Raw genomic sequence first — 24,939 nt, 5'->3', positions numbered from 1 at the left:
GATGATGGCGTTTGACGAGATGAAGACCGAAACCGCCGCCCCCGCAAAACCCGACCGCTCCGCCCATGGCAATGAGAGCTATCTCGCACTTGTCTGGCGGCGTCTGAGGCGCTCATTCACCGGCATGATCGGACTGGTGCTGGTGGTCCTTCTGATCCTCATTGCCATCTTCGCGGATTTCTTCGCGCCGATGAATCCGCTCGAAACCCATGGCAGCTTCTCGCCGCCGCAGGTCGTGCGCTTCAGCGACAAGGACAGCAATGTAAGCCTTTTGCCACGCGTCTATGCCATCGCCGAGACCGAAGAGCTCGATCCGATCACCTTCCAGCCCATCGTCGGGCCGGACTACGACAATCCGGTTTATCTCGGCTTTTTCGTCAAAGGTGCGGAATACAGGCTTTTGGGTCTCATCCCGATGAGCCGGCATTTCTTCGGCTCGACGGACGGCCAGCCGGTGCATTTTCTCGGCACTGACAAGTTCGGACGAGACGTACTCTCCCGCGCCATCTACGGTTCACGCATCTCGCTCGCCATCGCGCTTAGCGTTGTCGCCATCGTCACCGTCATCGGCACCAGCGTCGGGCTGATATCAGGATATTTCGGCGGGCCGCTGGATGCCTGGGTGCAGCGTTTCGTGGAAGTGGTTCTGGCGTTTCCGCAATTGCCGCTCTATCTCGCGCTGACCTCGCTCATCCCGGTCACGGCCCCGACCACCGTTTTCCTTGTTTTCGTCGTCGGTGTCATGTCGGCGCTCGGCTGGGCGCAGATGTCACGTGAGGTGCGGGGAAAAACACTGGCGCTGGCGCGTATCGATTATGTGCGTGCGGCGATTGCCGTCGGTGCCACCGACCGGCGCATCATTTTCCAGCATATCCTGCCGAATGTGATGAGCCATGTGATCGTCGCCGTGACGCTGCATATTCCGAGCGTCGTGCTGCTCGAATCCTTCCTCGGTTTCCTCGGCTTTGCGGTGAAACCGCCGCTCATCTCCTGGGGGCTGATGCTGCAGGATACCGCGACCTATTCCGTCATCGGTTCCTATCCCTGGATTCTCGCACCTGTTGGTTTCGTGCTGGTCACGGTCTTCGCCTTCAACGCGCTGGGCGATGGCCTGCGCGATGCCGTCGATCCCTATTGAGAGGAGCGCAACATGGTTGCTGCTGCACAGAACAACACTTACGCGCCCGCCATCCGCTTTGACGCCGATGACCGAAACGACGCTGCCATCATTGATGCTCGCAACATTGCCGTGACCTTCAAAGTGGAGCACGGAACGGTGGAGGCGGTGAAGGACATCTCCTTCCAGCTCTATCGCGGCGAGACGATTGCCATCGTCGGTGAATCCGGTTCGGGAAAATCCGTCACGGCCCGCACGATCATGGGGCTTTTGACGAAGCGGGCTTCCGTTTCGAAATCCGCGACCGTGCGTTTCAACGGCGACGACATTCTGAAGTTTTCGAGCCGCCAGCGGCGGGCGCTGCGCGGCAACCGCATCTCGATGATCTTTCAGGAACCGATGAGTTCGCTGAACCCGATCTATACGATCGGCAGCCAGATCGTCGAGGCGATCCGGGTTCATTCGAAACTGAGCCGGAAAGAGGCCGAGGCGAGGGCGCTCGATCTTCTGCGGCAGGTGCAGATCCCGGAACCGGAAGCGCGGCTGAAGCAATATCCGCATCAGCTGTCCGGCGGCCAGCGGCAGCGTGTGATGATCGCCATGGCGCTTTCCAACGATCCGGATGTGCTGATTGCCGACGAACCCACCACCGCGCTCGACGTCACGGTGCAGGCGCAGATCCTCAACCTCATCCGTGATCTGCAAAAGAAGCGCGGCATGGCCGTGGTTCTCATCACCCATGACCTGACGATCGTGAAGCAGTTTTCCGATTACGTTTATGTCATGCAGCACGGCGAGATGCGCGAGCACAACACCACGGAAAAGCTCTTCGAAGCGCCGCAGCACCCCTATACGAAAAAGCTGCTTGCTTCCGAACCGCATGGCACGGCCAAACCGCTGCCGGAAAATTCCGGCGTGCTGCTGACGGCGAACGGCGTGCGGGTTTCCTTCATGATGCGCTACGGCGGCCTGTTCAAGCCCGAACTGAAGGAACTGATCGCCGTCGACAGTCTGGGGCTCACCCTCAATCGGCACGAGACGCTGGGGCTCGTCGGTGAATCCGGTTCCGGCAAGACGACCTTCGGACAATCCCTGCTGCGGCTGAACGATCCGGTGGCCGGTGAGGTGATCTTTGATGGCGAGAGGGTCGATGGCCGGTCCCGATCTCAAATGCGGCCCCTGCGTTCGCGCATGCAGATCGTTTTTCAGGATCCTTTCGCCTCGCTCAACCCACGCATGACCATTGGCCAGATCATCGAGGAAGGGCTTGTCATCAACGGGCTGGGCAGGACCAAGGGCGAAAGGCTGGAGCGGGTACGCGACGCGCTGGAGGCGGCCGGCATGCCCGGCAACATCCTCTCACGGTTCCCGCATGAATTTTCCGGCGGCCAGCGCCAGCGTATCGCCATTGCGCGTGCGGTGGCGCTGGAGCCGGAATTCATTCTGCTCGATGAGCCGACGTCCGCGCTCGACCTTTCCGTTCAGGCGCAGATCATCGACCTGCTCCGCAAGCTGCAGGACGAGCGGGGCCTGAGCTACCTGTTCATCTCGCACGACCTGAAGGTCGTTCGCGCGCTCTGCCACCGCGTCATCGTCATGCAGCGCGGCAGGATCGTTGAGGAAGGCCCCGTCGAGGAGGTTCTGACCCGCCCGAAAACCGAATATACTCAGCGGCTTGTACGAGCCGCCTTCGAAATCGCTTGAATGCCAAATGCCGGAGGTAGAAATGGCAAGAGATCCCAAGATCACATTTATCGGCGCAGGTTCCACGGTGTTCATGAAGAACATCATCGGTGACGTGCTGCAACGTCCGGCCCTTTCGGGCGCCACCATCGCACTGATGGACATCAACCGTGAAAGGCTGGAGGAAAGCGCCATCGTCGTCAACAAGCTGATTTCGACGCTCGGGGCAAAGGCGAAAGCCGAGACTTATACCGACCAGAAGAAGGCGCTGACGGGTGCCGATTTTGTCGTCGTCGCCTTCCAGATCGGCGGTTATGAGCCCTGCACGGTCACCGATTTCGAGGTGCCGCGCAAATATGGCCTGCGCCAGACCATTGCCGATACGCTCGGTGTCGGCGGCATCATGCGCGGCCTGCGGACCGTGCCGCATTTGTGGAAGATCTGCGAAGACATACTCGCCGTCTGCCCCAACGCGATCATGTTGCAATATGTCAACCCGATGGCGATCAACACCTGGGCGATTGCGGAGAAATACCCGACGATCCGGCAGGTCGGGCTTTGCCATTCCGTGCAGGGCACGGCCATGGAACTCGCCCACGATCTCGATATTCCCTATGAGGAAATCCGTTACCGTTCGGCCGGCATCAACCACATGGCGTTTTTCCTCGAATTCGAGCACCGCCAGCCGGATGGCAGCTATAAGAACCTCTATCCCGACCTCGTGCGCGGCTATCGCGAAGGCCGGGCACCGAAGCCCGGCTGGAACCCGCGTTGCCCCAACAAGGTGCGTTACGAGATGCTGACGCGGCTTGGTTATTTCGTCACCGAAAGTTCCGAGCATTTCGCCGAATATACGCCCTATTTCATCAAGGAAGGACGCGAGGATTTGATCGAGAAATTCGGCATTCCGCTTGATGAATATCCGAAGCGCTGCATCGAGCAGATCGAGCGCTGGAAGGGGCAGGCGGCGGCCTATCGTTCGGCCGAGAAGATCGAGGTCAAGCAGTCAAAGGAATATGCCTCCTCCATCATCAACTCGGTCTGGACCGGCGAACCCTCGGTGATTTACGGCAACCAGCGCAACAATGGCTGCATCACCTCGCTGCCGGCCAATTGTGCGGCGGAAGTGCCGTGCCTTGTCGATCATAACGGCGTGCAGCCCACCTATATCGGCGAGTTGCCGCCGCAGCTCACCGCGCTGATGCGCACCAACATCAATGTGCAGGAGCTGACGGTGCGGGCGCTGATGACCGAAAACCGCGAAGACATCTTCCACGCGGCGATGATGGACCCGCACACAGCGGCGGAACTCGACCTCGACCAGATCTGGTCGCTGGTGGATGATCTCCTCGTCGCACACCGCGACTGGTTGCCGGAGTGGACGCAGGTGGAGGTGAAGCGGGCGCGGGCGGTGTGAAATGGGGGGCGGTAAATTGGAAGTCGCGGGGTTTCGTCTGCGGCCGTTCACCGACACGCCTCTTTCCATATTCGACGTCATCCTCGGGCTCGTCCCGAGGATCCAACCACGTAGCGAAAATTGATGGGTAGCAGATGCTCGGGACAGGCCCGAGCATGACGGAGGGATTGTCATGCTGTCCATCACTTTCGGTGCTGGGTTCCCATGGCGTTTCCAACCGCTGCCCGAAACCTCTCATGCACTTGACTTGTGTCAAAGCCACGAAGCGCACCCTCACTTAAAAAGCCGCATGACCCGGCCCATTTCCTCAAACAGAAGAAATGCCGGGTGCGAATTCTGAACGCGATGGTGGCTGGCTTCTTCGGTTTTTACGTATTACGGTTGAAACCTGAAGGGTTCATGGGGAAGACGGATGTCTAAAAAAGGCTTGCTCATTGGTCTGGTGGTTCTGGCTGTTGCCGTTGCCGCCTATTTCTTCTGGTCGAAGCTGACGGGGGAGGGACTTCCCGCCGGGTTCGTGGCCAGTAACGGCCGGATCGAGGCGGTGGAGATCGATATTTCCACGAAAACAGCGGGCCGCCTTCAGGATATCATGGTGCGCGAGGGCGACTTCGTGAAGGCCGGGCAGGTGCTGGCGCAGATGGACACGGCCCAGCTGGAAGCGAAGAAGCGCCAGGCGGAAGCACAGCTTCGCCGCGCTAAAATAGCGATCGATACCGCAAACAGCCTCGTTGCCCAGCGGGAGGCGGAAAAAACATCGGCTCTGGCCGTGGTGGAACAGCGCAAGGCGCAGCTCGATTCCGCCTCCAAGACCAATGCACGTTCGAAACAGCTGCTGACCGGCAACGCGGTGTCGCAGCAGATTGTCGACGACAGCGAAGCGGCCGAGCTATCCGCCCGCGCCACGCTTGCCTCGGCTGAGGCCTCGCTTGCCGCTTCGGACGCCGCCATCAACGCTGCCAGGGCGCAGATCGTCGACGCAGAAGCGGCGGTTGATGCAGCCCAGGCCGATATTGAGAGCATCGAGACTGACATCACCGATGCGACGCTGAAATCGCCGCGCGACGGCCGCGTGCAATATCGCATCGCCCAGCCCGGAGAGGTGCTTTCCGCCGGCGGACGCGTTCTCAACCTCGTAGATCTCGGCGACGTCTACATGACGTTCTTCCTGCCGACGGCGGAGGCCGGCCGCACATCGATGGGGTCTGACGTGCGCCTCATCCTCGATGCCGCGCCGCAATACACCATTCCGGCCAAGGTTTCCTTCGTGGCCGATGTCGCGCAGTTCACCCCGAAAACGGTCGAGACCGAGGAAGAGCGCCAGAAGCTGACCTTCCGGGTGCGGGCGCAGATCCCGCAGGAACTGCTGCAGAAATACATTCAGTATGTCAAAACCGGCCTGCCCGGCATGGCCTATGTCCGGCTTGATCCGCAGGCGGCCTGGCCGGAAAATCTCGAACGTAACCTCGTCAAGTGACGGTGGCCGCCATGGGCACACCCAACGCGACGAAGAGTGAAAACGATAGGGACGCGCCGGTTACGCGCCTCACCGATGTGCGGCTGGCTTTCGGCAGCACGGTTGCTCTCTCTGACATATCGGTTGAAATTCCGTCCGGGCGGATGATCGGGCTTATCGGGCCGGACGGTGTCGGTAAATCCAGCCTCCTGTCGCTCGTCTCCGGCGCACGGGCCATACAGAAGGGAAAGGTGGAGGTTCTGGGCGGCGATATGTCCGATCCGCGCCACAGCGAGGATACCTGCCCGCGCATTGCCTATATGCCGCAGGGGCTGGGCAAGAACCTTTATCCCACCCTGTCCGTGTTCGAGAATATCGACTTTTTCGGGCGGCTGTTCGGGCAGGGCGGCAGGGAGCGGCAGGCGCGCATTGCCGAACTGCTGAAAAGTACCGGCCTCGAGCCCTTTGCCGACCGTCCGGCAATGAAGCTTTCGGGCGGCATGAAGCAGAAGCTCGGGCTCTGCTGCGCGCTGATCCACGATCCGGACCTGCTCATTCTCGATGAGCCGACCACGGGTGTCGATCCGCTGTCGCGCCGGCAGTTCTGGGAACTGATCGATTCGATCCGGGCCGGGCGTCCGGGCATGAGCGTCATCGTCGCCACGGCCTATATGGAGGAAGCCGCCGGTTTCGATTGGCTGGTTGCCATGGATGGCGGAAAAATTCTGGCAACGGGATCGCCTGCCGAGCTTCTGGAGCGCACCTCGGCTGCAAATCTCGATGCCGCCTTCATCGCGCTTCTTCCGGAAGAAAAGCGAAAGGGCTACCACGAGGTGCACATCGCGCCGCGCAAGGTGAGTGATGATGGCGATTATGCCATCGAGGCGTCCCATCTCAGCATGCGCTTCGGTGACTTTACCGCCGTCGACAATGTCAGCTTCAAGATTCCGCGCGGCGAGATTTTCGGCTTTCTCGGCTCGAACGGCTGCGGAAAATCCACGACCATGAAGATGCTGACCGGGCTTCTGGCCGCCAGCGAAGGCGAGGCCAAGCTCTTCGGGCACAAGGTGGATGCCAGCGACATGGCCATCCGCCACCGCGTCGGTTACATGAGCCAGGCCTTTTCACTGTATTCCGAACTGACGGTGCGGCAGAACCTCGATCTTCACGCGCGGCTGTTCAAGCTGCCGGAAGAGAAAATTCAGCCGCGCATCGCCGAGATGGCGCAGCGTTTCGATCTCGGCGCGGTTATGGAGACCCTGCCGGACGATCTGCCGCTTGGCATCCGGCAAAGACTGTCGCTGGCGGTGGCGATGATCCATTCGCCTGACATTCTCATCCTCGACGAGCCGACGTCCGGTGTCGACCCGGTGGCGCGTGACGGGTTCTGGCAAATCCTTGCCGATCTCTCACGCAACGATAATGTCACGATTTTCATCTCCACCCATTTCATGAACGAGGCGGAGCGTTGTGACCGGATTTCGCTGATGCATGCCGGCAAGGTGCTGATCAGCGATACACCGGACGCGATTGCCAAGAGCCGGAATGCGGCAACGCTGGAAGAGGCTTTCGTCGCCTATCTCGAAGATGCGTCCGGCGTGAAAAAGGCGGAACCGGCGGCGGTGCCGGTCGCGGCAGCGGATGTGCCTGTGACGCCACATGCAGCGCCCGCCCGCAAACGGTTTTTCGATGTCAGGCGCATGTTCAGCTATACGCGCCGCGAGGCGCTGGAACTGCAGCGAGACCCCATTCGCGGCACGCTGGCGGTGCTTGGCAGCGTCATCCTGATGTTCGTGATCGGTTACGGCATCAATCTGGATGTCGAGGATCTGACCTTTGCGGTGCTGGACCGCGACGATTCCACCATCAGCCGCGATTATGTGCTGGATATAGCCGGTTCCCGTTATTTCATCGAAAAGGAACCGATCCGCGATTATGCCGATATGGACCGGCGCATGCGCGATGGCGAACTGAGCCTCGCCATCGAAATTCCTCCCGGTTTCGGCCGGGACGTGTTGCGCGGCAAGACGGTGGAGGTGGGCGCCTGGATCGATGGCGCCATGCCGCAGCGGGCCGAGACGGTGCGCGGTTACGTGCAGGGCATGCACCAGACATGGCTTGCGAGGAAGGCGGCCGAGATTTATGGCAGTGCGGCGACGCAGAACAGCTTCAGCATCGAAACGCGCTATCGATACAACCCCGATGTCAAGAGCCTTGTCGCCATGGTGCCGGCGGTCATTCCGCTGCTGCTCATGCTCATTCCGGCCATGCTGGCGGCACTCAGCGTCGTCCGGGAGAAAGAACTCGGCTCCATTGTCAATCTTTACGTAACGCCAACCACCCGGCTGGAATTCCTGATCGGCAAGCAGCTGCCCTATGTCGCCCTCGGCATGCTCAATTTCCTGCTTCTGACGGTATTCGCCATCTTCATCTTCCGGGTGCCGTTTACGGGAAGTTATCTTGCTTACGCAACGGGAGCCTTGCTCTTCGTCATCATCGCCACCTCGATCGGCCTCGTCATGTCGTCCTTCATGAAGAGCCAAATCGCCGCGATCTTCGGCACGGCCCTGCTGACGCTCATTCCGGCGACGCAATATTCGGGCATGATTGATCCCGTCTCGTCGCTGCAGGGCGCAGGCGCCTTCATCGGCAACATTTATCCCGCGACCTATTTCATGACGATTTCGCGCGGGACTTTTTCGAAGGGGCTGGACTTCGCAGGCCTTTCCGGCTCTTTCCTGCCACTCATCATCGCCATTCCGCTGTTGCTCATCGCCGGCGCCGCTCTCTTGAGGAAACAGGCGTCATGAGGTTGTTTTCGTCCAACATCTTCCAGCTCGGCATCAAGGAACTGCGCGGTCTTGCGCGTGACGGCATGTTGCTGCTGCTCATCGTCTACGCCTTCACGCTGCAGATATATACCGGCTCCAGCGCGCTGCCGGAAACCCTGAACAATGCCGCCATCGCGATTGTCGATGAGGATCAGTCGCCGCTTTCGGGCCGCATCAGCACGGCGTTTTATCCGCCCTATTTTGCGCCGCCAAAGCAGATTTCCATTGCTGAAATGGACAAGCGCATGGATGCGGGGCTCGACACTTTCGCGCTCAACATTCCGCCGGATTTCCAGCGCCGCCTGATGGCGGGACAGCAGCCGGCCATTCAGCTCAACATCGACGCCACCCGCATGAGCCAGGCTTTCAGCGGCGGTGGATATGTCCAGACCATCGTGACCAGCGAAATCCAGGAATATATGAACCGCTATCGCGGTACGACCTCGGTGCCGGTGGACCTGACGCTGCGTTCCCGTTTCAACCCGGAACTGGACAAATCGTGGTTCGGATCGATCAATAACATCATCACCGCCATCACCATGCTCTCCATCGTTCTGACGGGGGCGGCACTCATTCGCGAGCGTGAGCATGGCACGGTCGAGCATCTGCTGGTCATGCCGGTCACGCCGCTGGAAATCATGCTGAGCAAGGTCTGGTCCATGGGCCTCGTGGTGCTGGTTGCCTCGGCATTTTCGCTGTTCGTTGTCGTCAGGGGGCTGCTCGCCATTCCGATCGAAGGCTCGCTTTCGCTTTTCCTGCTCGGAACCGCCCTGCAACTCTTCGCCATGACCTCGATGGGCATATTTCTGGCGACGGTCGCTGGTTCCATGCCGCAGTTCGGCATGCTGCTGATCCTGTTTCTATTGCCGTTGCAGGTGCTCTCCGGCGCCATGACGCCGCGTGAGAGCATGCCTGACATCATCCAGTATCTCATGCTTCTGGCACCCAACACCCATTTCGTCATTCTGGCGCAATCGGTGCTTTTCCGCGGGGCGGGGCTGGATGTCGTCTGGCCGCAATTGCTGGCCCTGTTGGCCATCGGCAGCGCGCTTTTCGTTTTTGCGCTTCGCCGTTTCAGGCGATTCCTGCGTTAAACCCGGGAAAAATGCCTGTTTTCCGGCCAATTCGCCCGTGTTGAATTTATTGTGTTCGGTAACGGTATGTTCGCCTTCGGGGAATATGCCTATGAGGACGGCTGGGTAAAGCGGGCTTTGTTCAGGAGTAGCAGAATGAATATTGCAGCACGTCTGTCGCTGGCGGCCATGATAGCACTGGCCGCGACATCATCTTTCGCGTCGGAGGATATGACTTCGGAGACGAGCGAAGCGATATTCGGTTTTGCCGGCGCCATGACGAAGGAAGACATGCTGAAAAGCGCGGCTCTCATTCCGGTGGAATATGAGAGGAACGCCATTATTGGTGGCGGTTACCAGTTTTATCCCTACAGCATCGGCAATGTGAAGCTGGGTGGCGAAATCGGCATTGCCGCGAGATTTGGCAAGGGCTTCTCCGGCGAGGTCTGGGCGGGGCCGGTTGCGCGCTACGAGCAGATCAGGCTCGGAGAACGCCTGTTCATCACCCCGAGCTTCACGGCGGGCCTGAGCCTCGTGAACGACGCACAGCGCGGCCGGGAGCGGGAGCAGGAAATCAAGGATGACGGCAATGCCAATGTCCTGTTTTACCTCGGTCCGGAAATCAACGTCTCCTTCAGCGAGGATTCCTCGACGGAACTCTTCTGGCGGCTTCACCACCGTTCCGGTGGCGGCAAGACGCTTGGAAACATGAAGGGTGCGACCAATGCCAATGTATTCGGCGTGCGCTACAAGTTCTGACGCTTTTGCAGTCAAATTGCATGCCCTGCGTGCAGTGCATGGGTGGATTGCCTTATTCTGCCTGTTCATTGGTCACGACAAGGCGCATATAGAGGACATCGAAGGACGCCGGAACGAAAACGTTGCTGACGTCACCTAAACCTCAGAAAGGGTCATGTCATGAACGTAGCACGCAGCTTCAACAATTGGCGCAAATATCGTCAGACCGTCAACGAACTCGGCCGCATGAGCGCCCGCGAACTGCATGATCTCGGTCTCGACCGCAGCCAGATCACCAGCGTCGCCCGCGCCGCAGTCGGCAAGTAATCAAGGCGAAAATGCCGCTTTTGAATGCCCAAACGCCCGCTTAGCGGGCGTTTTTGTTTTTGGACTCTGCTGCTGCGATATCGCCGTCCTTGATCCGTGGATCATTGCCTGCAACGGGCGGTGATGTATTCAGGGACGGTGACTGGTGCCGTTGCAGCGATATTGCGGCGGTCTCGGCGCAATAGTCGCCGGGAATTCTGCCGCCAATATTGGTTATGCGCCAAACGCATATCTGTGCTGCAACCTTGTGCCTGCAAAACGCGCAGGAAAATGCTATCTTCCAATCATCGAAACGGATGTACCTCCTCCCACATCGTTTCGGTATGCGGGCGATCCTACTCCTCCTCCCAAGGATTGCCCCGGGGACAGCGGTTTTCCTCCTCCCATATCGCTGTTCATTTTTTCAAAAAGCCTGCCGCACCTCCTCCCGCGGCAGGCTTTTTTGTTTTCGTCTCTTCGTTTGCCTTCAGGAAAAATAGCTCAGTCGAAAACCATCATGCCGATTGGCGTGACGGCGCGTTTGCCGGCGCGTCTGGCAAGTGCGTAGGTGAGGCACTGTTCGACGGCATCCTGCGGCACGGGCTTTGCAATCACCCCGGCGCCGATGCCGAGATTGACCACCACTTCCGGGTTCGCCGTCATGAAGATCACCACGACGCCATGATCCTGAGACAACCGCCGTCCGACTTCGGGGCCCGTCTGGCCGTCGGCAAGGTTGACGTCAACGAAGGCGATGTCGGCGCGGCTGCCGAGCGCCACGGCCTGATCCAGCCGGTTGGCGATGCCGATGACATTGGCCTCTTCTTCCGCCTGCAGAATGGAATCCTCGATATCCATGGCGATGAGGAACTCGTCTTCCACGATCAGCACACGCGGTTGTTCCGTGTGGAAACCCGGTTCGCTTTGCAAGACGTCTGCCAACATATGCCTGCCTCCATTCTGTGCGCCTTAGCGCTGTCGGCAAGCAAACACTTGTCGGAGCAACTCGTTCCAAAGTGAGATAAACATGGTGAATGGAGTGTAAACCACATGGCTTTTCAGCTATCACCTCTCGATAGCGAAGCAGTTGATTCGGTTCGGTTTTCATCCGGGGAAGGGGTCGGAGAACGTCGCCGTAGCGCATCTTTCGCCCCAGGAGTACAGGCCATTTGCCGCAAGCGGCAGAGCGGCTTACATGCAAATTCAAAGCGTTACAGCCTCCTTCGCGCATCAGAAGGAAAGTGCTGGGACCTTGCCGATCATTCGCGTGCCGCGCTCAAAAAACGGCGCGAGACCCTATGAGTTCAGAAAGAGAATAAAACGATGACCCAGTCTCCGCGCGCCACCATTGCCCGCAACACGCCCAATATCGCCGTTATCGGCGTTGGTGGAGGTGGCGGAAATGCGATCAACAACATGATCGCCGAGGGCATTGGCGGCGTCGATTTCATCGCGGCCAATACGGATGCGCAGGCGCTGAAGAAGACCAACGCACCAAGGCTCGTGCAGCTCAGCTCCGAGCTGACCGGCGGGCTGGGAGCGGGTGCTGATCCGGAAGTCGGCCGCCAGGCCGCGATCGATTCGCTCGACGAGATAATGGATCACTTGAGCGGTTACGACATGTGCTTCATCACCGCCGGCATGGGCGGCGGCACCGGTACGGGTGCTGCACCCGTCATCGCCGAAGCCTGCCGTGCGAAGAACATCCTGACCGTCGGCGTCGTCACTCTGCCGTTCAGCTTCGAGGGTGCGCGCCGCATGCGGGCTGCCGAATACGGCTTCGCCAATCTGCTGAACACAGCCGATACCGTCATCGTCATTCCCAACCAGAACCTGCTGCGCATTGCGGATGCCGGCACCACCTTCGAGAACGCGCTGAAGACGGCCGACAAGGTTCTGTCGCTCGGCGTGCGCTGCGTCACCGATCTCATCCTGCGCGAAGGTCTGGTCAATCTCGATTTCGCCGATGTGCGCTACGTCATGAAGAATGGCGGACGTGCACTGATGGGCACGGCCCAGGCCAAGGGCGAGAAGCGCGCCTCGGAAGCGGCAGCTGCTGCCATCGCCAATCCGCTGCTCGGCGAACCCTCGCTGAAGGAGGCGCGCGGCGCGCTGGTCTCCATCTCGGGCGGCAACGATCTGACGCTTTACGAGATCGATGAGGCGATGACGCTGGTGCGCGAGGCGGTCAGCGAGGAGACGGATGTGGTGATGGGCGCCTCCTTCGATCCGACGCTGGACGGTGCTTTCAAGATTTCCGTCGTGGCCACCGGCCTGCGCAACTGACGTTTCGTTTGAGGAGCGACTTCGCGGCTCGTTTCTTCTCCCCGTGGGGAGAAGAAGCAAGGTGGGTGCTCCTCGCTCCATTTGTAAACTGTCCGTTCCGAGCCGCGGCGTTGGCTGGCAAGGCACCAGCGCCACAAATTGAATAAGCAAAGCCGTCGCGGGTAATTTTCGCGACGGCTTTTTGTTGTTTTTGAACAATTATTCCGCCATTCGAAGTGCGGGCGATGCAACGCGGCGTTGATCGGGAAAAAATATAATAGTACTCTTTATGTCGACAAGAGGGATTTGATGATGACGGATATTATTGCATCTGCCGAGCGCAAGCGCGGCTCTGGCGTGAAGATGGTCTATGATCTGCTGCGCGACGAAATTCTCGATCTGGTCCTGCCGCCCGGCAGCCCCATTGACGAGGTGCAGCTTGCCGAGCGGTTCAAGATGTCGCGCACGCCCATTCGCGAGGCCCTGGTGCGGCTTTCGGGCGAGGGTCTGATCGATACGCTGCCGAACCGTTCGACCATGGTGTCGAATATCGATTTCCTCAACATGCATACCTATTTCGATGCGCTGGTGCTGATGTACCGGGTCACGACCCAGCTTGCCGCGCAATATCATCGCCCGGAGGATCTGGCCGGCATCCGCGCCCATAATGCGGAATTTGCCATTGCGGTGGAAGAGCAGGATGCGCTGGCGATGATTTCTACCAATGCCGCGCTTCACCTTTCGATCGCCGAAGCCGGGCGCAACCCCTATTTCACCAGCCTGTTCAAGCGCCTGCTGGACGAGGGACGGCGCATCCTCAGGCTTTATTATCAGTCCTATGACGATCGCCTGCCGAAACGCTTCGTCGATGATCATGATGAGATCATCGCTGCGATTGCCGCGCGCGATACCGTTCTTTCCGAGAAACTGGCCCGCGAACACGCCGAACAGATCGTGCGGCAGGTGCAGAAACTGCTGGTGCGCAACGAGCGCCTGGAAATAAATCTATAGCTTGTCGATTTCTTGTCGACAAATAAAATACAAGATTGTAGTGTCCTTGTCGAAAGGATGGCGCGGAGGTGCGTCCATTCCTGAAAAACTGTCCCTTAGGAGCTAGTAATGACGGCCAGCATTTTTTCCGGCGTGATTCCCGCCTTGATGACCCCCTGCAAGGATGATCGCACTCCCGATTTCGACGCGCTTGTCCGCAAGGGCAAGGAACTGATCGCCGATGGAATGTCGGCAGTCGTTTATTGCGGTTCCATGGGCGACTGGCCGCTCCTGACGGACGAGCAGCGCATGGAAGGCGTGGAGCGTCTGGTGAAAGCCGGCATTCCGGTCATCGTCGGCACCGGCGCCGTCAACACGGCATCCGCCGTGGCGCATGCCGCCCACGCCCAGAAGGTTGGCGCAAAGGGCCTGATGGTCATTCCGCGCGTCCTGTCGCGCGGTTCGGTCATCTCCGCCCAGAAGGCGCATTTCAAGGCCATCCTCGCGGCGGCTCCTGAAACGCCGGCTGTCATCTACAACAGCCCCTATTACGGCTTCGCCACCCGCGCCGATCTCTTCTTCGCGCTGCGTGCCGAACACAAGAACCTCGTCGGCTTCAAGGAATTCGGCGGCCCGGCCGATATGCGTTATGCCGCTGAAAACATCACCAGCCGCGATGATGACGTGACCCTGATGATCGGCGTCGATACCGCCGTCGTCCACGGCTTCGTCAATTGCGGCGCAACGGGTGCCATCACCGGCATCGGCAACGTGCTGCCGAAGGAAGTCATTCATCTCTGCAAGCTGTCGCAGGCTGCCGCCAAGGGCGATGCCGATGCCCGTGCCCGCGCGCTGGAGCTGGAACAAGCGCTGGCCGTGCTCTCTTCCTTCGATGAAGGCCCGGATCTGGTTCTCTATTTCAAGCACATGATGGTGCTGAAGGGCGACAGGGAATACACGCTGCACTTTAACGAAACCGACGCCCTGACCGACAGCCAGCGCGGTTATGTCGAGGCGCAGTTCAAGCTGTTCAACAGCTGGTACGCCGACTGGAGCAAGCTTCCGGGCGCGGTGCAGGCCTGCAAGGCGGCCTGAGATATTGCTGCTGTAAAAAAAGGCCCGCAATTGCGGGCCTTTTTTGCATGTGATGAGGTTTGATGTCTCTCCTCCGCCATGCCGGACTTGATCCGGCATCCAGCCACAGCGCGTCTGCGCTGTGAAAGGACTCTTCTGCGATCAAGGACTTGATCGCACTGGACCCCGGATCTAGTCCGGGGTGACGGAGCGGGAAGCGGTGTCACCATGAAAAAGGCCCGCAATCGCGGGCCTTTTTCATTCCCACATCCAAACGCGGTCAGGAGACCGCATCCAGCCCCTTTTCCAGCAGCCGGTCGAGCCCGGCCATTTCGGCGGCGGTGAGCGTGATGCCTTCGCTTTCGGATTTGGCGCGGGCAGTGAAGCGTCGGCCGGACGGCAGGCGGGCGCCCTGGCCGATGATGGCGTCGAACAGCACTTCAGCCCGCTGGAAGGGATCGCCCGGGCGGCCCTTGGCAAAGGCTTCCGGCGAAAAGGCGATGATCAACTCGCCATGGGTCGGGGCAAGCGTGGTGGTGCCGAGAAATTCGAGCGCTTCGGGGCTGGTCAGGTCGCCGATCATGATGCCGGCGAGAAGTTCGATCATCGTGCCGATGGCCGATCCCTTGTGGCCGCCGAAGGGCAGCATCGAGCCGGCAAGGGCCGCCTCGGGGTCGGTCGTCGGCTTGCCATCGGCATCCAGAGCCCAGCCTTCCGGCAGGGATTTTCCCGCGCGCCGATGCAACTCTATTTCACCACGCGCCGCAACCGATGTCGCGAAATCAAAGACGTAAGGGGAAGTGTCCCTGCGCGGCCAGCCGAAGGCGAAGGGGTTGGTGCCGAGCAGCGGTTTGGCTCCACCGGTGGGTGCTACGGTGGAATAGCTCGGGCACATCACCAGCCCGGCAAGGCCATTCGACGTAAGGCCCTCGACTTCCGGCCAGAGCGCCGAGAAATGGGTGCAGTCATTGATGACGAGCGCGGCGATGCCGGAGCGTTTCGCCCGCTCGACCAGAACAGGCAGGCCAAGCTCGAAAGCGGGGTTGGCAAATCCGCCATTGGCGTTGATCTTCACGATCGCCGTGCCGTCATCTTCGGCCACTTCCGGGATTGCATCGGGCTTCACCTTGCCCGCCTTGACGGTGCGGAGCGCACCTTCGATGCGGTAAATGCCATGGGATTTACAGGCGTCCCTCTCACCGGCCGTGATGACGCGTGCGATCGCTCCCGACTGGACGGCATTGAGACCGGCCTTGCGAAAAATTGCTTCGATCCGGGCCGAAAGCTCTCCAATGGTCAAGGTGGTGGTGTCGCTCATCATAATCCTCCGATGTCGGGCTCGCACATTTTGAATACATAAAGTATACAAAGGCGGTGCTATTGCAACTCGTCTTTTCAGTGAAGTGTTATGAGAGCGCAGATCAAAGCGCTAGGCGCAAAGCTCCCGGTTTTCCACGACGTTTCCCGCGCCCTCATTCCTGTGCTTGTCACAGGAATCCAGCCAGCCCAAGTCTTTGGGCTGAAAAGACTCTTCCCGTCCCGCCGACGCGTGCCGACTGGATTCCTGTGACAAGCACAGGAATGAGGGGCGTCGGGCCTTTCTGCGCCGCTCCACATTTTCCTGCACCGTTTTCCATAAAGCTTGCCTGACAAAATTCCGATCATTCGCACATGCAAAAAATTCTTTTTGTATACTCCTTGTATTTTTATGTTGATTTATCGCTCCCGTGGGGAAATAGTGACCGCGCCTTCAAAGGCAGACCAATTGTGGGAGCAAATAAAGAATGAAAAAATCGGTCATCGTCGCCGGCCTGCTGGCCGCCACTTTCGCTATTACTCCGGCCAAGGCCGACAAACTTGACGACATCATTTCGTCTGGCACGCTGCGTTGCGCCGTCGTGCTCGATTTCCCGCCCATGGGCGCGCGTGATGACGCCAACAATCCGATCGGCTTCGATGTCGATTATTGCAACGATCTCGCCAAGGCGCTCGGCGTCACGGCTGAAATCGTCGAAACGCCTTTCCCCGAGCGCATTCCCGCGCTGATGTCCGGTCGCGTCGATGTCGGCGTTGCTTCCACGTCGGATACGCTTGAGCGCGCCAAGACGGTCGGCATGACGGTGCCTTACTTCGCCTTCGAAATGGCCGTTACCGCCAACGACAAGTCCGGCATCAAGTCTTTTGAAGACATGAAGGGCAAGACCGTCGGTGCAACCGCCGGCACGTTCGAAGCCATCGCGCTTGAAAAGTCGGTCAAGGAATGGGGCGTCGGCGAATTCCGTCCTTACCAGACCCAGGCAGATGTGTTCCTCGCGCTTAGCCAGGGCCAGATCGATGCCACCGTTTCCACCTCGACGGTTGCGCAGTCCAACGTCAAGGGCGGCAAGTTCGCCGGCATCTCCGTGGTCGGCAAGGCGCCTTACGACATCGACTATGTCGCGCTCTTCACCAACCGCGATGAATATGGCTTCATCAACTACCTGAACCTCTTCATCAACCAGCAGGTTCGCACCGGCCGCTACGCCGAGCTCTATGAAAAATGGGTTGGCGGCGAAGTTCCCTCGCTCACCGTCAACGGCGTTTATCGCTGATCAGGACTTTTCGTAAACGGCGCGGTCAAGATGATCGCGCCGTTGATCGTTTCTGAAAAGGCGGGACGCCCATGTTCAACTATACATTTCACTGGAATCAGGCGCTGAAGGCTTTGCCGCAGCTTCTGGACGGTGCGGTGGTGACGCTGCAGATTGCCATTCTCTCGATGGTGATCGGTCTGGCCTTCGCCATCGTGCTGACGCTGTTCCGGCTTTCCGGTAACCGAATTCTAAGCGCACTCGCCTCCATCTGGGTGGAGGTTGCCCGCAACACGCCGGCGCTGTTCCAGATATACATGGCCCATTTCGGGCTTGGCAATTTCGGCATTCACCTCAGCCCCTATACGGCGCTTCTGGTCGGCATCGCCTTCAACAATGCCGGTTATCTTGCGGAGAACTTCCGTGGGGCGCTGAAAGCGATACCGGATACGCAGACCCGTTCCGGCCGCTCGCTTGGCATGACGTCGATGCAGACCTTCCGGCTCATCATCATGCCGCAGATGCTGCGCGTCGCCTTCCTGCCCGCCACCAACCAGATGGTCTGGGCGATCCTGATGACCTCGCTCGGTGTCACGGTCGGCATGAATACGGACCTTGCCGGTGTCACGCAGGCCCTCAATGCGCGCTCGTTCCGCACTTTCGAATTCTTCGCGCTCGCCGCGGTCATCTATTACGTGATCGCCAAGATCGTCACGCTCGCCGCCAGAATGCTGGCCTGGCGTCTGTTCCGTTACTGAGAGAGGTGAGCCATGTTTGAAACCGCTCTCACCTGGAGTGATCTCGCCTTCCTGGCCAAGGGTGCGGGGATGACGCTTGCCGTCACCGCCGTCGCCGTCACGGCAGGCACCATCATGGGGATCATCTTCGGCGTCATCCGTGTCCAGCTCGGGCCCTACTGGTCCCTGCCGCTGACCTTCGTGCTGGATATTTTCCGCTCTGTACCGCTGTTGATCCAGCTGGTGCTCGGAAATTCCTTCCAGTCGATCGCCAAGCTCGGCTGGCCGCCCTTCACCACCTCCTGTGTCGTGCTGTCGCTTTATACGGCAGCCTATTGCACGGAAATCGTGCGTGGCGGCATCGGCGCCGTGCCGTCCAACACGCGCCGCGCTTGCCGGTCGCTCGGCATGACCTGGTCGCAGGACATGCGCTACATCGTGCTGCCGCTTGCCACCCGCGTGTCGTTGCCGTCCTGGATCGGGCTGACACTCGGCGTCATGAAGGATTCGGCGCTGGTGCTGTGGCTCGGCCTCATCGAGCTTCTGCGCGCCTCGCAGATCCTCGTCACCCGGCTACAGGAACCGCTGACCATTCTCATGATCTGCGGCGCCATCTATTTCCTTATCAGCTTCCCCATCGCCCGTTTCGGCGGGTATCTCGAAAGACGGTGGTCCCCCAATGATTGAGATCGAAAACGTCCGCAAATCCTTCGGCCCGCTGGAGGTTCTGAAAGGGATCAACCTGACCGTCAGCAAAGGCGAGGTCGTCACCATCATCGGCGGCTCCGGCTCCGGCAAGTCGACCTTGCTCACCTGCATCAACGGCCTGGAGCCGATCGACAGCGGCAAGATCGTCATCGACGGCACGGAAGTGCATGCCAAATCGACCGATCTCAACAAGCTGCGCCGCAAGGTCGGCATCGTTTTCCAGCAATGGAACGCCTTTCCGCATCTGACGGTGCTGGAAAACGTCATGCTGGCGCCGCGCAAGGTGCTCGGCATCTCGAAGGAGCAGGCCGAGGAAATCGCCGTCAAGCAACTGACCCATGTGGGTCTTGCCGAAAAGCTGAAGGTCTATCCAAACCGCATGTCTGGCGGTCAGCAGCAGCGTATGGCGATTGCCCGCGCGCTTGCCATGTCGCCGGAATATATGCTGTTCGACGAAGTCACCTCCGCGCTCGACCCGATGCTGGTCGGCGAAGTGCTCGACACGCTGAAGATGCTGGCGGATGAGGGTATGACGATGATCTGCGTCACCCATGAAATGGCCTTCGCCCGTGATGTCTCCAACCGCGTCGCCTTCTTCCATCAGGGCGTGATGGCGGAAATCGGCACGCCGGACCAGCTGTTCGGCGCGCCGCAGCATGCCGAGACGCAGAAGTTCCTGGCGAGCGTGCGGTAATGCCAGCCAATGATGCCATCGTTATCGGGGCCGGCGTTGTCGGCCTCTCGGCGGCAATCGCCGCGCAGACGCGCGGCCTTTCGGTCACCGTCATCGACCGCGAAGGGCCGGCGGCAGGCGCGTCGGCAGGCAATGCCGGCGCATTCGCCTTCACCGATATATTGCCGCTCGCGTCGCCCGGCATTCTCTGGAAAGCGCCGAAGTGGCTTCTCGATCCGCTCGGTCCGCTCAGCGTGCCGCCGGCCTATGCGCTGAAGATCGCGCCGTGGATGCTCCGCTTCTGGCGTGCCTGTGCCGCCTCCAAGGTCGAGCATTCCACTGCCGCCCAGACTGCGCTGATGGATCTGTCGAAGGCCAAGCTTGAGCCCTTCCTTAAAAAGACCGACACGATCGCCATGCTGCGCAAGGAGGGCAACCTCCAGGTCTATGAAAGCGAAGCCGAATTCGAGAGTTCGCTTCCCGGCTGGAAGGTGCGCGAGCGCCACGGCATCGAGTTTCGCCACCTCAATGCCGAGCAGATGGCCGAGATACAGCCCGGCATTGCGCCGCGTTTCACCTGCGGCACGTTTACACCCGGCTGGTATTCCATTGCCGATCCCAGGCTTTATACGCTTGCACTTGCCGAACATTTCCGCGCCATTGGCGGGCGTATCGAACGGCTCGATATTGCCGCACTCAGGCCGCTGGAAGACGGCGTCGAGGTGGTGAGCCATGACGGGCGCACCCGCAAGGCCGGCAAGGTCGTGCTGGCGGCGGGCGCTTTTTCGCATCGCATCGCCCGCTCGCTCGGGGAAAAAATTCCGCTGGAAACGGAACGGGGGTATAATACCACCCTGCCGTCCGGCGCTTTTGATCTGCGCACCCAGGTGACCTTCGGCGGCCATGGCTTCGTCGTCACGCGGCTTTCCTCCGGCATTCGCGTCGGCGGTGCGGTGGAACTGGGCGGGCTTGAGCTGCCGGCCAATTTCGCCCGCTCCGAAGCGCTTCTGAAAAAGGCGGCGAGCTTCCTGCCGGGCCTCAGGACCGAAGGCGGCAAGCAATGGATGGGCTTTCGCCCCTCGCTGCCGGACAGCCTGCCGGCCATCGGTCAGGCACGGCACACGGCGCGGGTGGTCTATGCTTTCGGCCACGGCCATCTGGGACTGACACAATCGGCGGGCACGGCCTGCATCGTCGCCGATCTTCTGACGGGGCAAAAGCCCGCCATCGATACAAGGGCATTTTCGCCACAACGTTTCTGACGGGGATTTCCGATGTCTTCTTCCCTTTCGACAACAGCCGTGCCTCAGGCACGCAGCATATTGGCCGGTGCGGCTGAAGGTGCGGTGATCGCCACCACCGAGGCGCTGAGCTTCTGGGGCGGCGTCGATCCCGCCACCGGCAAGGTCATTGACGTGCACCACCCGCTGCATGGCGTCTGTCTCACCGGCGGCGTGCTGTTCATGCCCACCAGCCGCGGTTCCTGCACCGGTTCGGGCGTGTTGCTCGATCTCATCCTGACGGGCCGCGCGCCCTCGGCGCTGGTTTTCTGCGAGGCCGAAGATGTGCTGACGCTGGGTGCGTTGATCGCCGCCGAAATGTTCGGCAAGCCTTTGCCGGTGCTGCGCCTCGACACGGAGAATTTCGCCCGGTTCTCCCGCGCCGCTCATGTCCGTATCGGTGAAAAGACCATCGAGGCCGATGGCGTTTCCCTGGCAATCGCACCGCCGGCGACGGCGCATCTCGATCTCAAGGGTGACGACCGGGCAATGCTCGAGGGCCGTGATGGCATTGCCGCGCAGCAGGCGATGCGCATCATCATCGCCATGGCCGCCCAGCAGGGGGCGTCAGCGCTGGTCGATGTCACGCAGGGCCATATTGACGGCTGCATCTATGCGAGCCCCGCCAATCTCACCTTTGCGGAAAAAATGGCGGAGATGGGTGCGAAGGTACGCGTGCCCACGACCATGAACGCCATTTCGGTGGACAAGGCGCATTGGCGCGCCCAGGGCGTGCCGGAGGATTTCGGCGATCCGGCCGCAAGGCTTGCGGATGCCTATGTGCGCATGGGCTGTCGGCCAACCTTTACCTGTTCGCCCTATCTCCTCGACAGCGCGCCGCAGGCCGGCGACATGATCGCCTGGGCCGAATCGAATGCGGTGATCTTCGCCAACACGGTTCTCGGTGCGCGCACCGCCAAACACCCGGATTTTCTCGATCTCTGCATCGCCTTGACGGGCAGGGCACCCTTGTCTGGCGTCTATCTCGAGGAAAACCGCCGGCCGCAACACATTGTCGATGTGGCTTTGCCTGAGGGAATCAACGATGCCTTCTGGCCGCTCGTCGGTTACCTCGCCGGCAAGGCGGCGTCCGATTGCATTCCGCTTCTGCGCGGACTCGCCGTCGCAAAGCCATCGCGGGATGATTTGAAAGCGCTCTGCGCCGCTTTCGGCACGACCTCGGCCGCTCCCATGCTGCATATCGAGGGTGTGACCCCGGAGGCCGGGCTTGCGCCTGTGGAAACAGCCGAAACCGTCACCATTTCGCTTGCCGATATGGCCGCCGGCTGGTCGCTTCTGAATGAGGGGCCGCAGGATGTGCAGCTCGTCGCCATTGGCAGCCCCCATGCGTCGCTGGAAGAATGCCGCGCGCTCGCGGATGCCTTCTCCGGTCGCAGGCGTCATGCGGATGTCGCCGTCATCGTCACTGCAGGACAGCAGGTCATCGACGCGGCCGGCCAGGACGGCACCTTGAAAAGCCTGCATGAGAGTGGTGTGCAGGTGCTGCCCGATCTCTGCTGGTGCTCGATTTCCGAGCCGGTTTTCCCGACGAAAACAAAGGCGCTGATGACCAATTCCGGCAAATACGCCCATTACGGCCCCGGCCTCAGCGGCCGCGCAGTGCGCTTCGGCAGCCTTGCCGACTGCGTTGAAAGCGCGCTGACCGGCCACGCCATTTCCCGTCTTCCTTCCTGGCTTTCCTGAGGAGTTTTCAATGCGCAGTATCAAGACCGTTCACGTCATTTCCGCCCATGCGGAAGGCGAGGTGGGAGATGTGATCGTTGGTGGCGTGAAGCCGCCGCCGGGTGAGACGATCTGGGAACAGAGCCGGTTCATTGCCCGTGATGAGACGCTGCGCAATTTCGTGCTCAACGAGCCGCGCGGCGGCGTGTTCCGCCACGTCAACCTGCTGGTGCCGCCGAAACATCCAGACGCAGATGCCGCCTTCATCATCATGGAGCCGGAAGACACGCCGCCCATGTCCGGCTCCAACTCCATCTGCGTTTCCACCGTGCTTCTGGACGGCGGCATCGTGCCGATGCAGGAGCCGGAAACCCATATGCTGTTGGAAGCGCCGGGCGGGCTGGTGAAGGTGCGCGCCGAATGCCGCAACGGCAAGGCCGAGCGCATTTTCGTGCAGAACCTGCCGAGCTTTGCCGCAAAGCTGGACGTCGAACTCGAGGTCGAAGGCCTCGGCACGCTGAAGGTGGACACGGCCTATGGCGGCGACAGTTTCGTCATCGTCGATGCCGAGGCGATGGGTTTCAGCCTGAAGCCGGAAGAAGCGCACGAGATCGCCCGCCTCGGCGTGCGCATCACCAATGCCGCCAACAAGGCTTTGAGCTTCGAGCATCCTGAGAACCCTGACTGGCGGCATTTTTCCTTCTGCCTGTTCGCGGGCAAGGTGGAACGTACCGCCGAGGGCCTACGGGCCGGTGCTGCCGTCGCCATCCAGCCGGGCAAAGTGGATCGCTCGCCCACCGGCACGGCACTTTCCGCCCGCATGGCCGTGCTGCATGCACGCGGTGAAATGAAGGAAGGCGAAACACTGACGGCGGTGTCGCTGATCGGCTCCACCTTTACCGGCCGCATTCTCGGAACGACAACGGTCGGCGACCGCCCGGCCATCCTGCCGGAAATCTCCGGCCGCGGCTGGATCACTGGCATCCACCAGCACATGCTCGATCCGTCGGATCCGTGGCCGGAGGGGTATCGTCTGACGGATACGTGGGGCGCGCGTTAAACGACTCTACCAGAGGGGCGAGTGCCTGCTCTTCCCTCATTCCTGTGCTTGTCACAGGAATCCAGCCGACGCGCGTCTGCGCGGCGGAGAGAGTCCTTCCAGCCCAAGGACTTGGGCTGACTGGATTCCTGTGACAAGCACAGGAATGAGGGAGGAGGGCTACTCAGCCACCCAGCCGCTTCGTCGTCTCGCGCACGATCAGCTCGAACCCGACATCCACCCGCGCACCTTCGGGAACGGCAGCACCTTTTTCCGGCTCCAAAATGGACAGCAGCAATTCGCCGGCCTTACGGCCGATCATCTGGGCATCGACACGGATCGTCGAAATTGCCGGATAACATTGCCTGCCAATGTCGAAATCGCCGAAGCCGAGGATGGAAATCCGGTCGGGCACGTGAATGCCGCGGCGGTGACATTCCATCAGCGCGCCGACAGCGGAAATATCGGACACTGCGAAAATGCCTTCGACATCCGGGGCTTTCGCCAGCAGCGAGCCGAGCGTTTTGGCCCCATGGTCATAGGAGACCGGGGCGCTGCCTTCGCGGATGATGAGGTCATCGGCAATGCCGGCTTCGCGAAGTGCGGCACCAAAGCCGAGAAGACGGCTTTCGCCACGCCAGTCCTTCACATCGCCATCAGCCCGCGACCCCAGCGCTCCGATCCTCTTAAAACCAAGTGATATCAGGTATTTGGCGGCGTTTCTTCCCACTTCGTAGTTGGAGAAGCCGACCGCGTGGTCGATCGGATGTTCGGGAACGTCCCATATTTCCACGATCGGGATGCCGGCGCGCATCAAAACTTCGCTCGCCATCTTGGTATGCACCGTTCCGGCAACGACGATGGCGTCGGGGCGGCGTTCCATCATGGTGCGGATGACGCGCTCCTCCTCCTGAAGGTCGTACATCGTGTAGCCGATCAGCAACTGGTAATCGGCGGCGCGCAGCGCGTTGGCGAGCCCCTGTGCGCTGTCGGCGAAGTTGGAGTTGGTGAGCGTCGGCAGGATGGCGGTGATGAAATTTGTACGCCGGGAGGAAAGCGAACCGGCGATTCTATCAGGCACATAACCCAGCTTCTCGATGGCCTTCATCACCTTCTGGCGTGTCTCCTCAGACACCAGCGCAGGATCGGCCAGCACGCGCGAAACGGTCATCTTGGAGACGCCTGCGAGTTTCGAGACGTCGCTCATGGTTGCTTTTTTTGACGTGACTAACGCTGCGGCCAAGGGCGTGCGCTCCACCAAAGCATGTCTCCCCAGTTTTTAAGCCGGCAACAATTCGA

General features: G+C 60.3%; 21 protein-coding genes. 18 read left to right on the top strand and 3 right to left on the bottom strand.

Going from position 1 to position 24,939, the window contains the following annotated elements; translation table 11 throughout:
• Window position 1 precedes the first annotated feature (1 nt).
• The 8 genes from OK142_RS15320 to OK142_RS15285 all read left to right on the top strand — a co-directional run bounded on the left by OK142_RS15320 (window position 2) and on the right by OK142_RS15285 (window position 10,642).
• Window positions 2-1,138 carry an ABC transporter permease gene (locus OK142_RS15320; protein ID WP_498683670.1) on the top strand — a complete coding sequence of 379 codons (1,137 nt, stop codon included), beginning with the start codon at window positions 2-4 and terminating at the stop codon, window positions 1,136-1,138.
• A 12-nt stretch (window positions 1,139-1,150) separates the two neighbouring features.
• The gene (locus OK142_RS15315) at window positions 1,151-2,821 is read left to right on the top strand and encodes an ABC transporter ATP-binding protein (protein ID WP_498683669.1); all 1,671 of its coding nucleotides are present in this window, start codon (window positions 1,151-1,153) and stop codon (window positions 2,819-2,821) included.
• 22 nt (window positions 2,822-2,843) lie between these two features.
• The gene (locus tag OK142_RS15310; protein WP_498683667.1) at window positions 2,844-4,217 is read left to right on the top strand and encodes an alpha-glucosidase/alpha-galactosidase; all 1,374 of its coding nucleotides are present in this window, start codon (window positions 2,844-2,846) and stop codon (window positions 4,215-4,217) included.
• Between the two features lie 412 nt (window positions 4,218-4,629).
• Complete coding sequence (locus tag OK142_RS15305) at window positions 4,630-5,694, top strand: HlyD family secretion protein (protein WP_035224903.1); 1,065 nt, start codon at window positions 4,630-4,632, stop codon at window positions 5,692-5,694.
• Window positions 5,695-5,705: 11 nt separating this feature from the next.
• Window positions 5,706-8,483 (top strand): ribosome-associated ATPase/putative transporter RbbA, encoded by a 2,778-nt coding sequence (gene rbbA, locus OK142_RS15300; RefSeq protein WP_498683665.1) that lies wholly within the window; start codon window positions 5,706-5,708, stop codon window positions 8,481-8,483.
• Entirely contained in the window at window positions 8,480-9,598 is a 1,119-nt protein-coding gene (locus OK142_RS15295) for an ABC transporter permease (RefSeq protein WP_216332218.1), read from the top strand. Before rbbA ends, OK142_RS15295 begins: the two co-directional genes overlap by 4 nt.
• A gap of 135 nt (window positions 9,599-9,733) precedes the next feature.
• Window positions 9,734-10,336, top strand: a complete 603-nt coding sequence (locus OK142_RS15290) for a hypothetical protein (protein WP_216332220.1) — start codon at window positions 9,734-9,736, stop codon at window positions 10,334-10,336.
• Between the two features lie 159 nt (window positions 10,337-10,495).
• Entirely contained in the window at window positions 10,496-10,642 is a 147-nt protein-coding gene (locus OK142_RS15285) for a DUF1127 domain-containing protein (protein ID WP_003499491.1), read from the top strand.
• A gap of 480 nt (window positions 10,643-11,122) precedes the next feature.
• On the opposite strand, the gene OK142_RS15280 is transcribed toward OK142_RS15285, so the two are convergent.
• A complete protein-coding gene (locus OK142_RS15280) occupies window positions 11,123-11,566 on the bottom strand; it encodes a response regulator (RefSeq protein ID WP_498683663.1) in 444 nt (147 codons plus the stop codon).
• Window positions 11,567-11,944: 378 nt separating this feature from the next.
• Here OK142_RS15280 and ftsZ point away from each other — a divergent pair, with 378 nt between their 5' ends.
• The 3 genes from ftsZ (at window position 11,945) to OK142_RS15265 (ending at window position 14,971) form a co-directional block, all read left to right on the top strand.
• A complete protein-coding gene (ftsZ, locus tag OK142_RS15275) occupies window positions 11,945-12,907 on the top strand; it encodes a cell division protein FtsZ (protein WP_003499495.1) in 963 nt (320 codons plus the stop codon).
• Between the two features lie 291 nt (window positions 12,908-13,198).
• Window positions 13,199-13,897: a GntR family transcriptional regulator gene (locus OK142_RS15270; RefSeq protein WP_031234148.1), complete on the top strand. Its 699-nt coding sequence runs from the start codon at window positions 13,199-13,201 to the stop codon at window positions 13,895-13,897.
• A 108-nt stretch (window positions 13,898-14,005) separates the two neighbouring features.
• Window positions 14,006-14,971, top strand: coding sequence for a dihydrodipicolinate synthase family protein (locus OK142_RS15265; RefSeq protein WP_498683661.1), 966 nt, complete (start codon window positions 14,006-14,008; stop codon window positions 14,969-14,971).
• 259 nt (window positions 14,972-15,230) lie between these two features.
• Here the strand turns inward: OK142_RS15265 and OK142_RS15260 are convergent, their stop codons facing one another.
• Entirely contained in the window at window positions 15,231-16,268 is a 1,038-nt protein-coding gene (locus OK142_RS15260) for an Ldh family oxidoreductase (protein WP_498683660.1), read from the bottom strand.
• Between the two features lie 466 nt (window positions 16,269-16,734).
• Between OK142_RS15260 and OK142_RS15255 the strand changes: the two genes are divergently transcribed.
• The 7 genes from OK142_RS15255 (at window position 16,735) to OK142_RS15225 (ending at window position 23,661) form a co-directional block, all read left to right on the top strand.
• Window positions 16,735-17,541, top strand: a complete 807-nt coding sequence (locus tag OK142_RS15255) for an ABC transporter substrate-binding protein (RefSeq protein WP_003499501.1) — start codon at window positions 16,735-16,737, stop codon at window positions 17,539-17,541.
• Window positions 17,542-17,612: 71 nt separating this feature from the next.
• Window positions 17,613-18,278, top strand: coding sequence for an amino acid ABC transporter permease (locus tag OK142_RS15250; RefSeq protein WP_003499503.1), 666 nt, complete (start codon window positions 17,613-17,615; stop codon window positions 18,276-18,278).
• 12 nt (window positions 18,279-18,290) lie between these two features.
• Window positions 18,291-18,944, top strand: coding sequence for an amino acid ABC transporter permease (locus OK142_RS15245; protein ID WP_003499505.1), 654 nt, complete (start codon window positions 18,291-18,293; stop codon window positions 18,942-18,944).
• Window positions 18,937-19,659, top strand: a complete 723-nt coding sequence (locus OK142_RS15240) for an amino acid ABC transporter ATP-binding protein (protein WP_003499507.1) — start codon at window positions 18,937-18,939, stop codon at window positions 19,657-19,659. The genes OK142_RS15245 and OK142_RS15240 overlap by 8 nt, the downstream gene beginning before the upstream one ends.
• On the top strand, window positions 19,659-20,900 hold the full coding sequence (locus OK142_RS15235; RefSeq protein WP_498683653.1) for an NAD(P)/FAD-dependent oxidoreductase: 1,242 nt from the start codon (window positions 19,659-19,661) through the stop codon (window positions 20,898-20,900). Before OK142_RS15240 ends, OK142_RS15235 begins: the two co-directional genes overlap by 1 nt.
• A gap of 12 nt (window positions 20,901-20,912) precedes the next feature.
• Window positions 20,913-22,622 carry a cis-3-hydroxy-L-proline dehydratase gene (gene lhpI / locus OK142_RS15230; RefSeq protein ID WP_498683651.1) on the top strand — a complete coding sequence of 570 codons (1,710 nt, stop codon included), beginning with the start codon at window positions 20,913-20,915 and terminating at the stop codon, window positions 22,620-22,622.
• 10 nt (window positions 22,623-22,632) lie between these two features.
• Window positions 22,633-23,661 carry a trans-3-hydroxy-L-proline dehydratase gene (locus OK142_RS15225; protein ID WP_498683650.1) on the top strand — a complete coding sequence of 343 codons (1,029 nt, stop codon included), beginning with the start codon at window positions 22,633-22,635 and terminating at the stop codon, window positions 23,659-23,661.
• 163 nt (window positions 23,662-23,824) lie between these two features.
• Here the strand turns inward: OK142_RS15225 and OK142_RS15220 are convergent, their stop codons facing one another.
• Window positions 23,825-24,847: a LacI family DNA-binding transcriptional regulator gene (locus tag OK142_RS15220; RefSeq protein ID WP_498683648.1), complete on the bottom strand. Its 1,023-nt coding sequence runs from the start codon at window positions 24,845-24,847 to the stop codon at window positions 23,825-23,827.
• Window positions 24,848-24,939 lie beyond the last annotated feature (92 nt).

The sequence above is a fragment of the Agrobacterium sp. BT-220-3 genome (assembly GCF_025910175.1).
Taxonomy (GTDB): domain Bacteria; phylum Pseudomonadota; class Alphaproteobacteria; order Rhizobiales; family Rhizobiaceae; genus Agrobacterium; species Agrobacterium oryzihabitans.
The sequence above is the reverse complement of the archived record's forward strand: the minus strand, read 5'-3'. Positions and strand labels throughout refer to the sequence as shown.

What these genes read in the sequence shown, in the direction of transcription:
- OK142_RS15320 (WP_498683670.1), top strand. Translation starts at nt 2, where the DNA reads ATGATGGCGTTTGACGAGATGAAGACCGAAACCGCCGCCCCCGCAAAA.
- OK142_RS15315 (WP_498683669.1), top strand. Translation starts at nt 1,151, where the DNA reads ATGGTTGCTGCTGCACAGAACAACACTTACGCGCCCGCCATCCGCTTT.
- OK142_RS15310 (WP_498683667.1), top strand. Translation starts at nt 2,844, where the DNA reads ATGGCAAGAGATCCCAAGATCACATTTATCGGCGCAGGTTCCACGGTG.
- OK142_RS15305 (WP_035224903.1), top strand. Translation starts at nt 4,630, where the DNA reads ATGTCTAAAAAAGGCTTGCTCATTGGTCTGGTGGTTCTGGCTGTTGCC.
- rbbA (WP_498683665.1), top strand. Translation starts at nt 5,706, where the DNA reads ATGGGCACACCCAACGCGACGAAGAGTGAAAACGATAGGGACGCGCCG.
- OK142_RS15295 (WP_216332218.1), top strand. Translation starts at nt 8,480, where the DNA reads ATGAGGTTGTTTTCGTCCAACATCTTCCAGCTCGGCATCAAGGAACTG.
- OK142_RS15290 (WP_216332220.1), top strand. Translation starts at nt 9,734, where the DNA reads ATGAATATTGCAGCACGTCTGTCGCTGGCGGCCATGATAGCACTGGCC.
- OK142_RS15285 (WP_003499491.1), top strand. Translation starts at nt 10,496, where the DNA reads ATGAACGTAGCACGCAGCTTCAACAATTGGCGCAAATATCGTCAGACC.
- OK142_RS15280 (WP_498683663.1), bottom strand. Translation starts at nt 11,566, where the DNA reads ATGTTGGCAGACGTCTTGCAAAGCGAACCGGGTTTCCACACGGAACAA.
- ftsZ (WP_003499495.1), top strand. Translation starts at nt 11,945, where the DNA reads ATGACCCAGTCTCCGCGCGCCACCATTGCCCGCAACACGCCCAATATC.
- OK142_RS15270 (WP_031234148.1), top strand. Translation starts at nt 13,199, where the DNA reads ATGACGGATATTATTGCATCTGCCGAGCGCAAGCGCGGCTCTGGCGTG.
- OK142_RS15265 (WP_498683661.1), top strand. Translation starts at nt 14,006, where the DNA reads ATGACGGCCAGCATTTTTTCCGGCGTGATTCCCGCCTTGATGACCCCC.
- OK142_RS15260 (WP_498683660.1), bottom strand. Translation starts at nt 16,268, where the DNA reads ATGAGCGACACCACCACCTTGACCATTGGAGAGCTTTCGGCCCGGATC.
- OK142_RS15255 (WP_003499501.1), top strand. Translation starts at nt 16,735, where the DNA reads ATGAAAAAATCGGTCATCGTCGCCGGCCTGCTGGCCGCCACTTTCGCT.
- OK142_RS15250 (WP_003499503.1), top strand. Translation starts at nt 17,613, where the DNA reads ATGTTCAACTATACATTTCACTGGAATCAGGCGCTGAAGGCTTTGCCG.
- OK142_RS15245 (WP_003499505.1), top strand. Translation starts at nt 18,291, where the DNA reads ATGTTTGAAACCGCTCTCACCTGGAGTGATCTCGCCTTCCTGGCCAAG.
- OK142_RS15240 (WP_003499507.1), top strand. Translation starts at nt 18,937, where the DNA reads ATGATTGAGATCGAAAACGTCCGCAAATCCTTCGGCCCGCTGGAGGTT.
- OK142_RS15235 (WP_498683653.1), top strand. Translation starts at nt 19,659, where the DNA reads ATGCCAGCCAATGATGCCATCGTTATCGGGGCCGGCGTTGTCGGCCTC.
- lhpI (WP_498683651.1), top strand. Translation starts at nt 20,913, where the DNA reads ATGTCTTCTTCCCTTTCGACAACAGCCGTGCCTCAGGCACGCAGCATA.
- OK142_RS15225 (WP_498683650.1), top strand. Translation starts at nt 22,633, where the DNA reads ATGCGCAGTATCAAGACCGTTCACGTCATTTCCGCCCATGCGGAAGGC.
- OK142_RS15220 (WP_498683648.1), bottom strand. Translation starts at nt 24,847, where the DNA reads ATGAGCGACGTCTCGAAACTCGCAGGCGTCTCCAAGATGACCGTTTCG.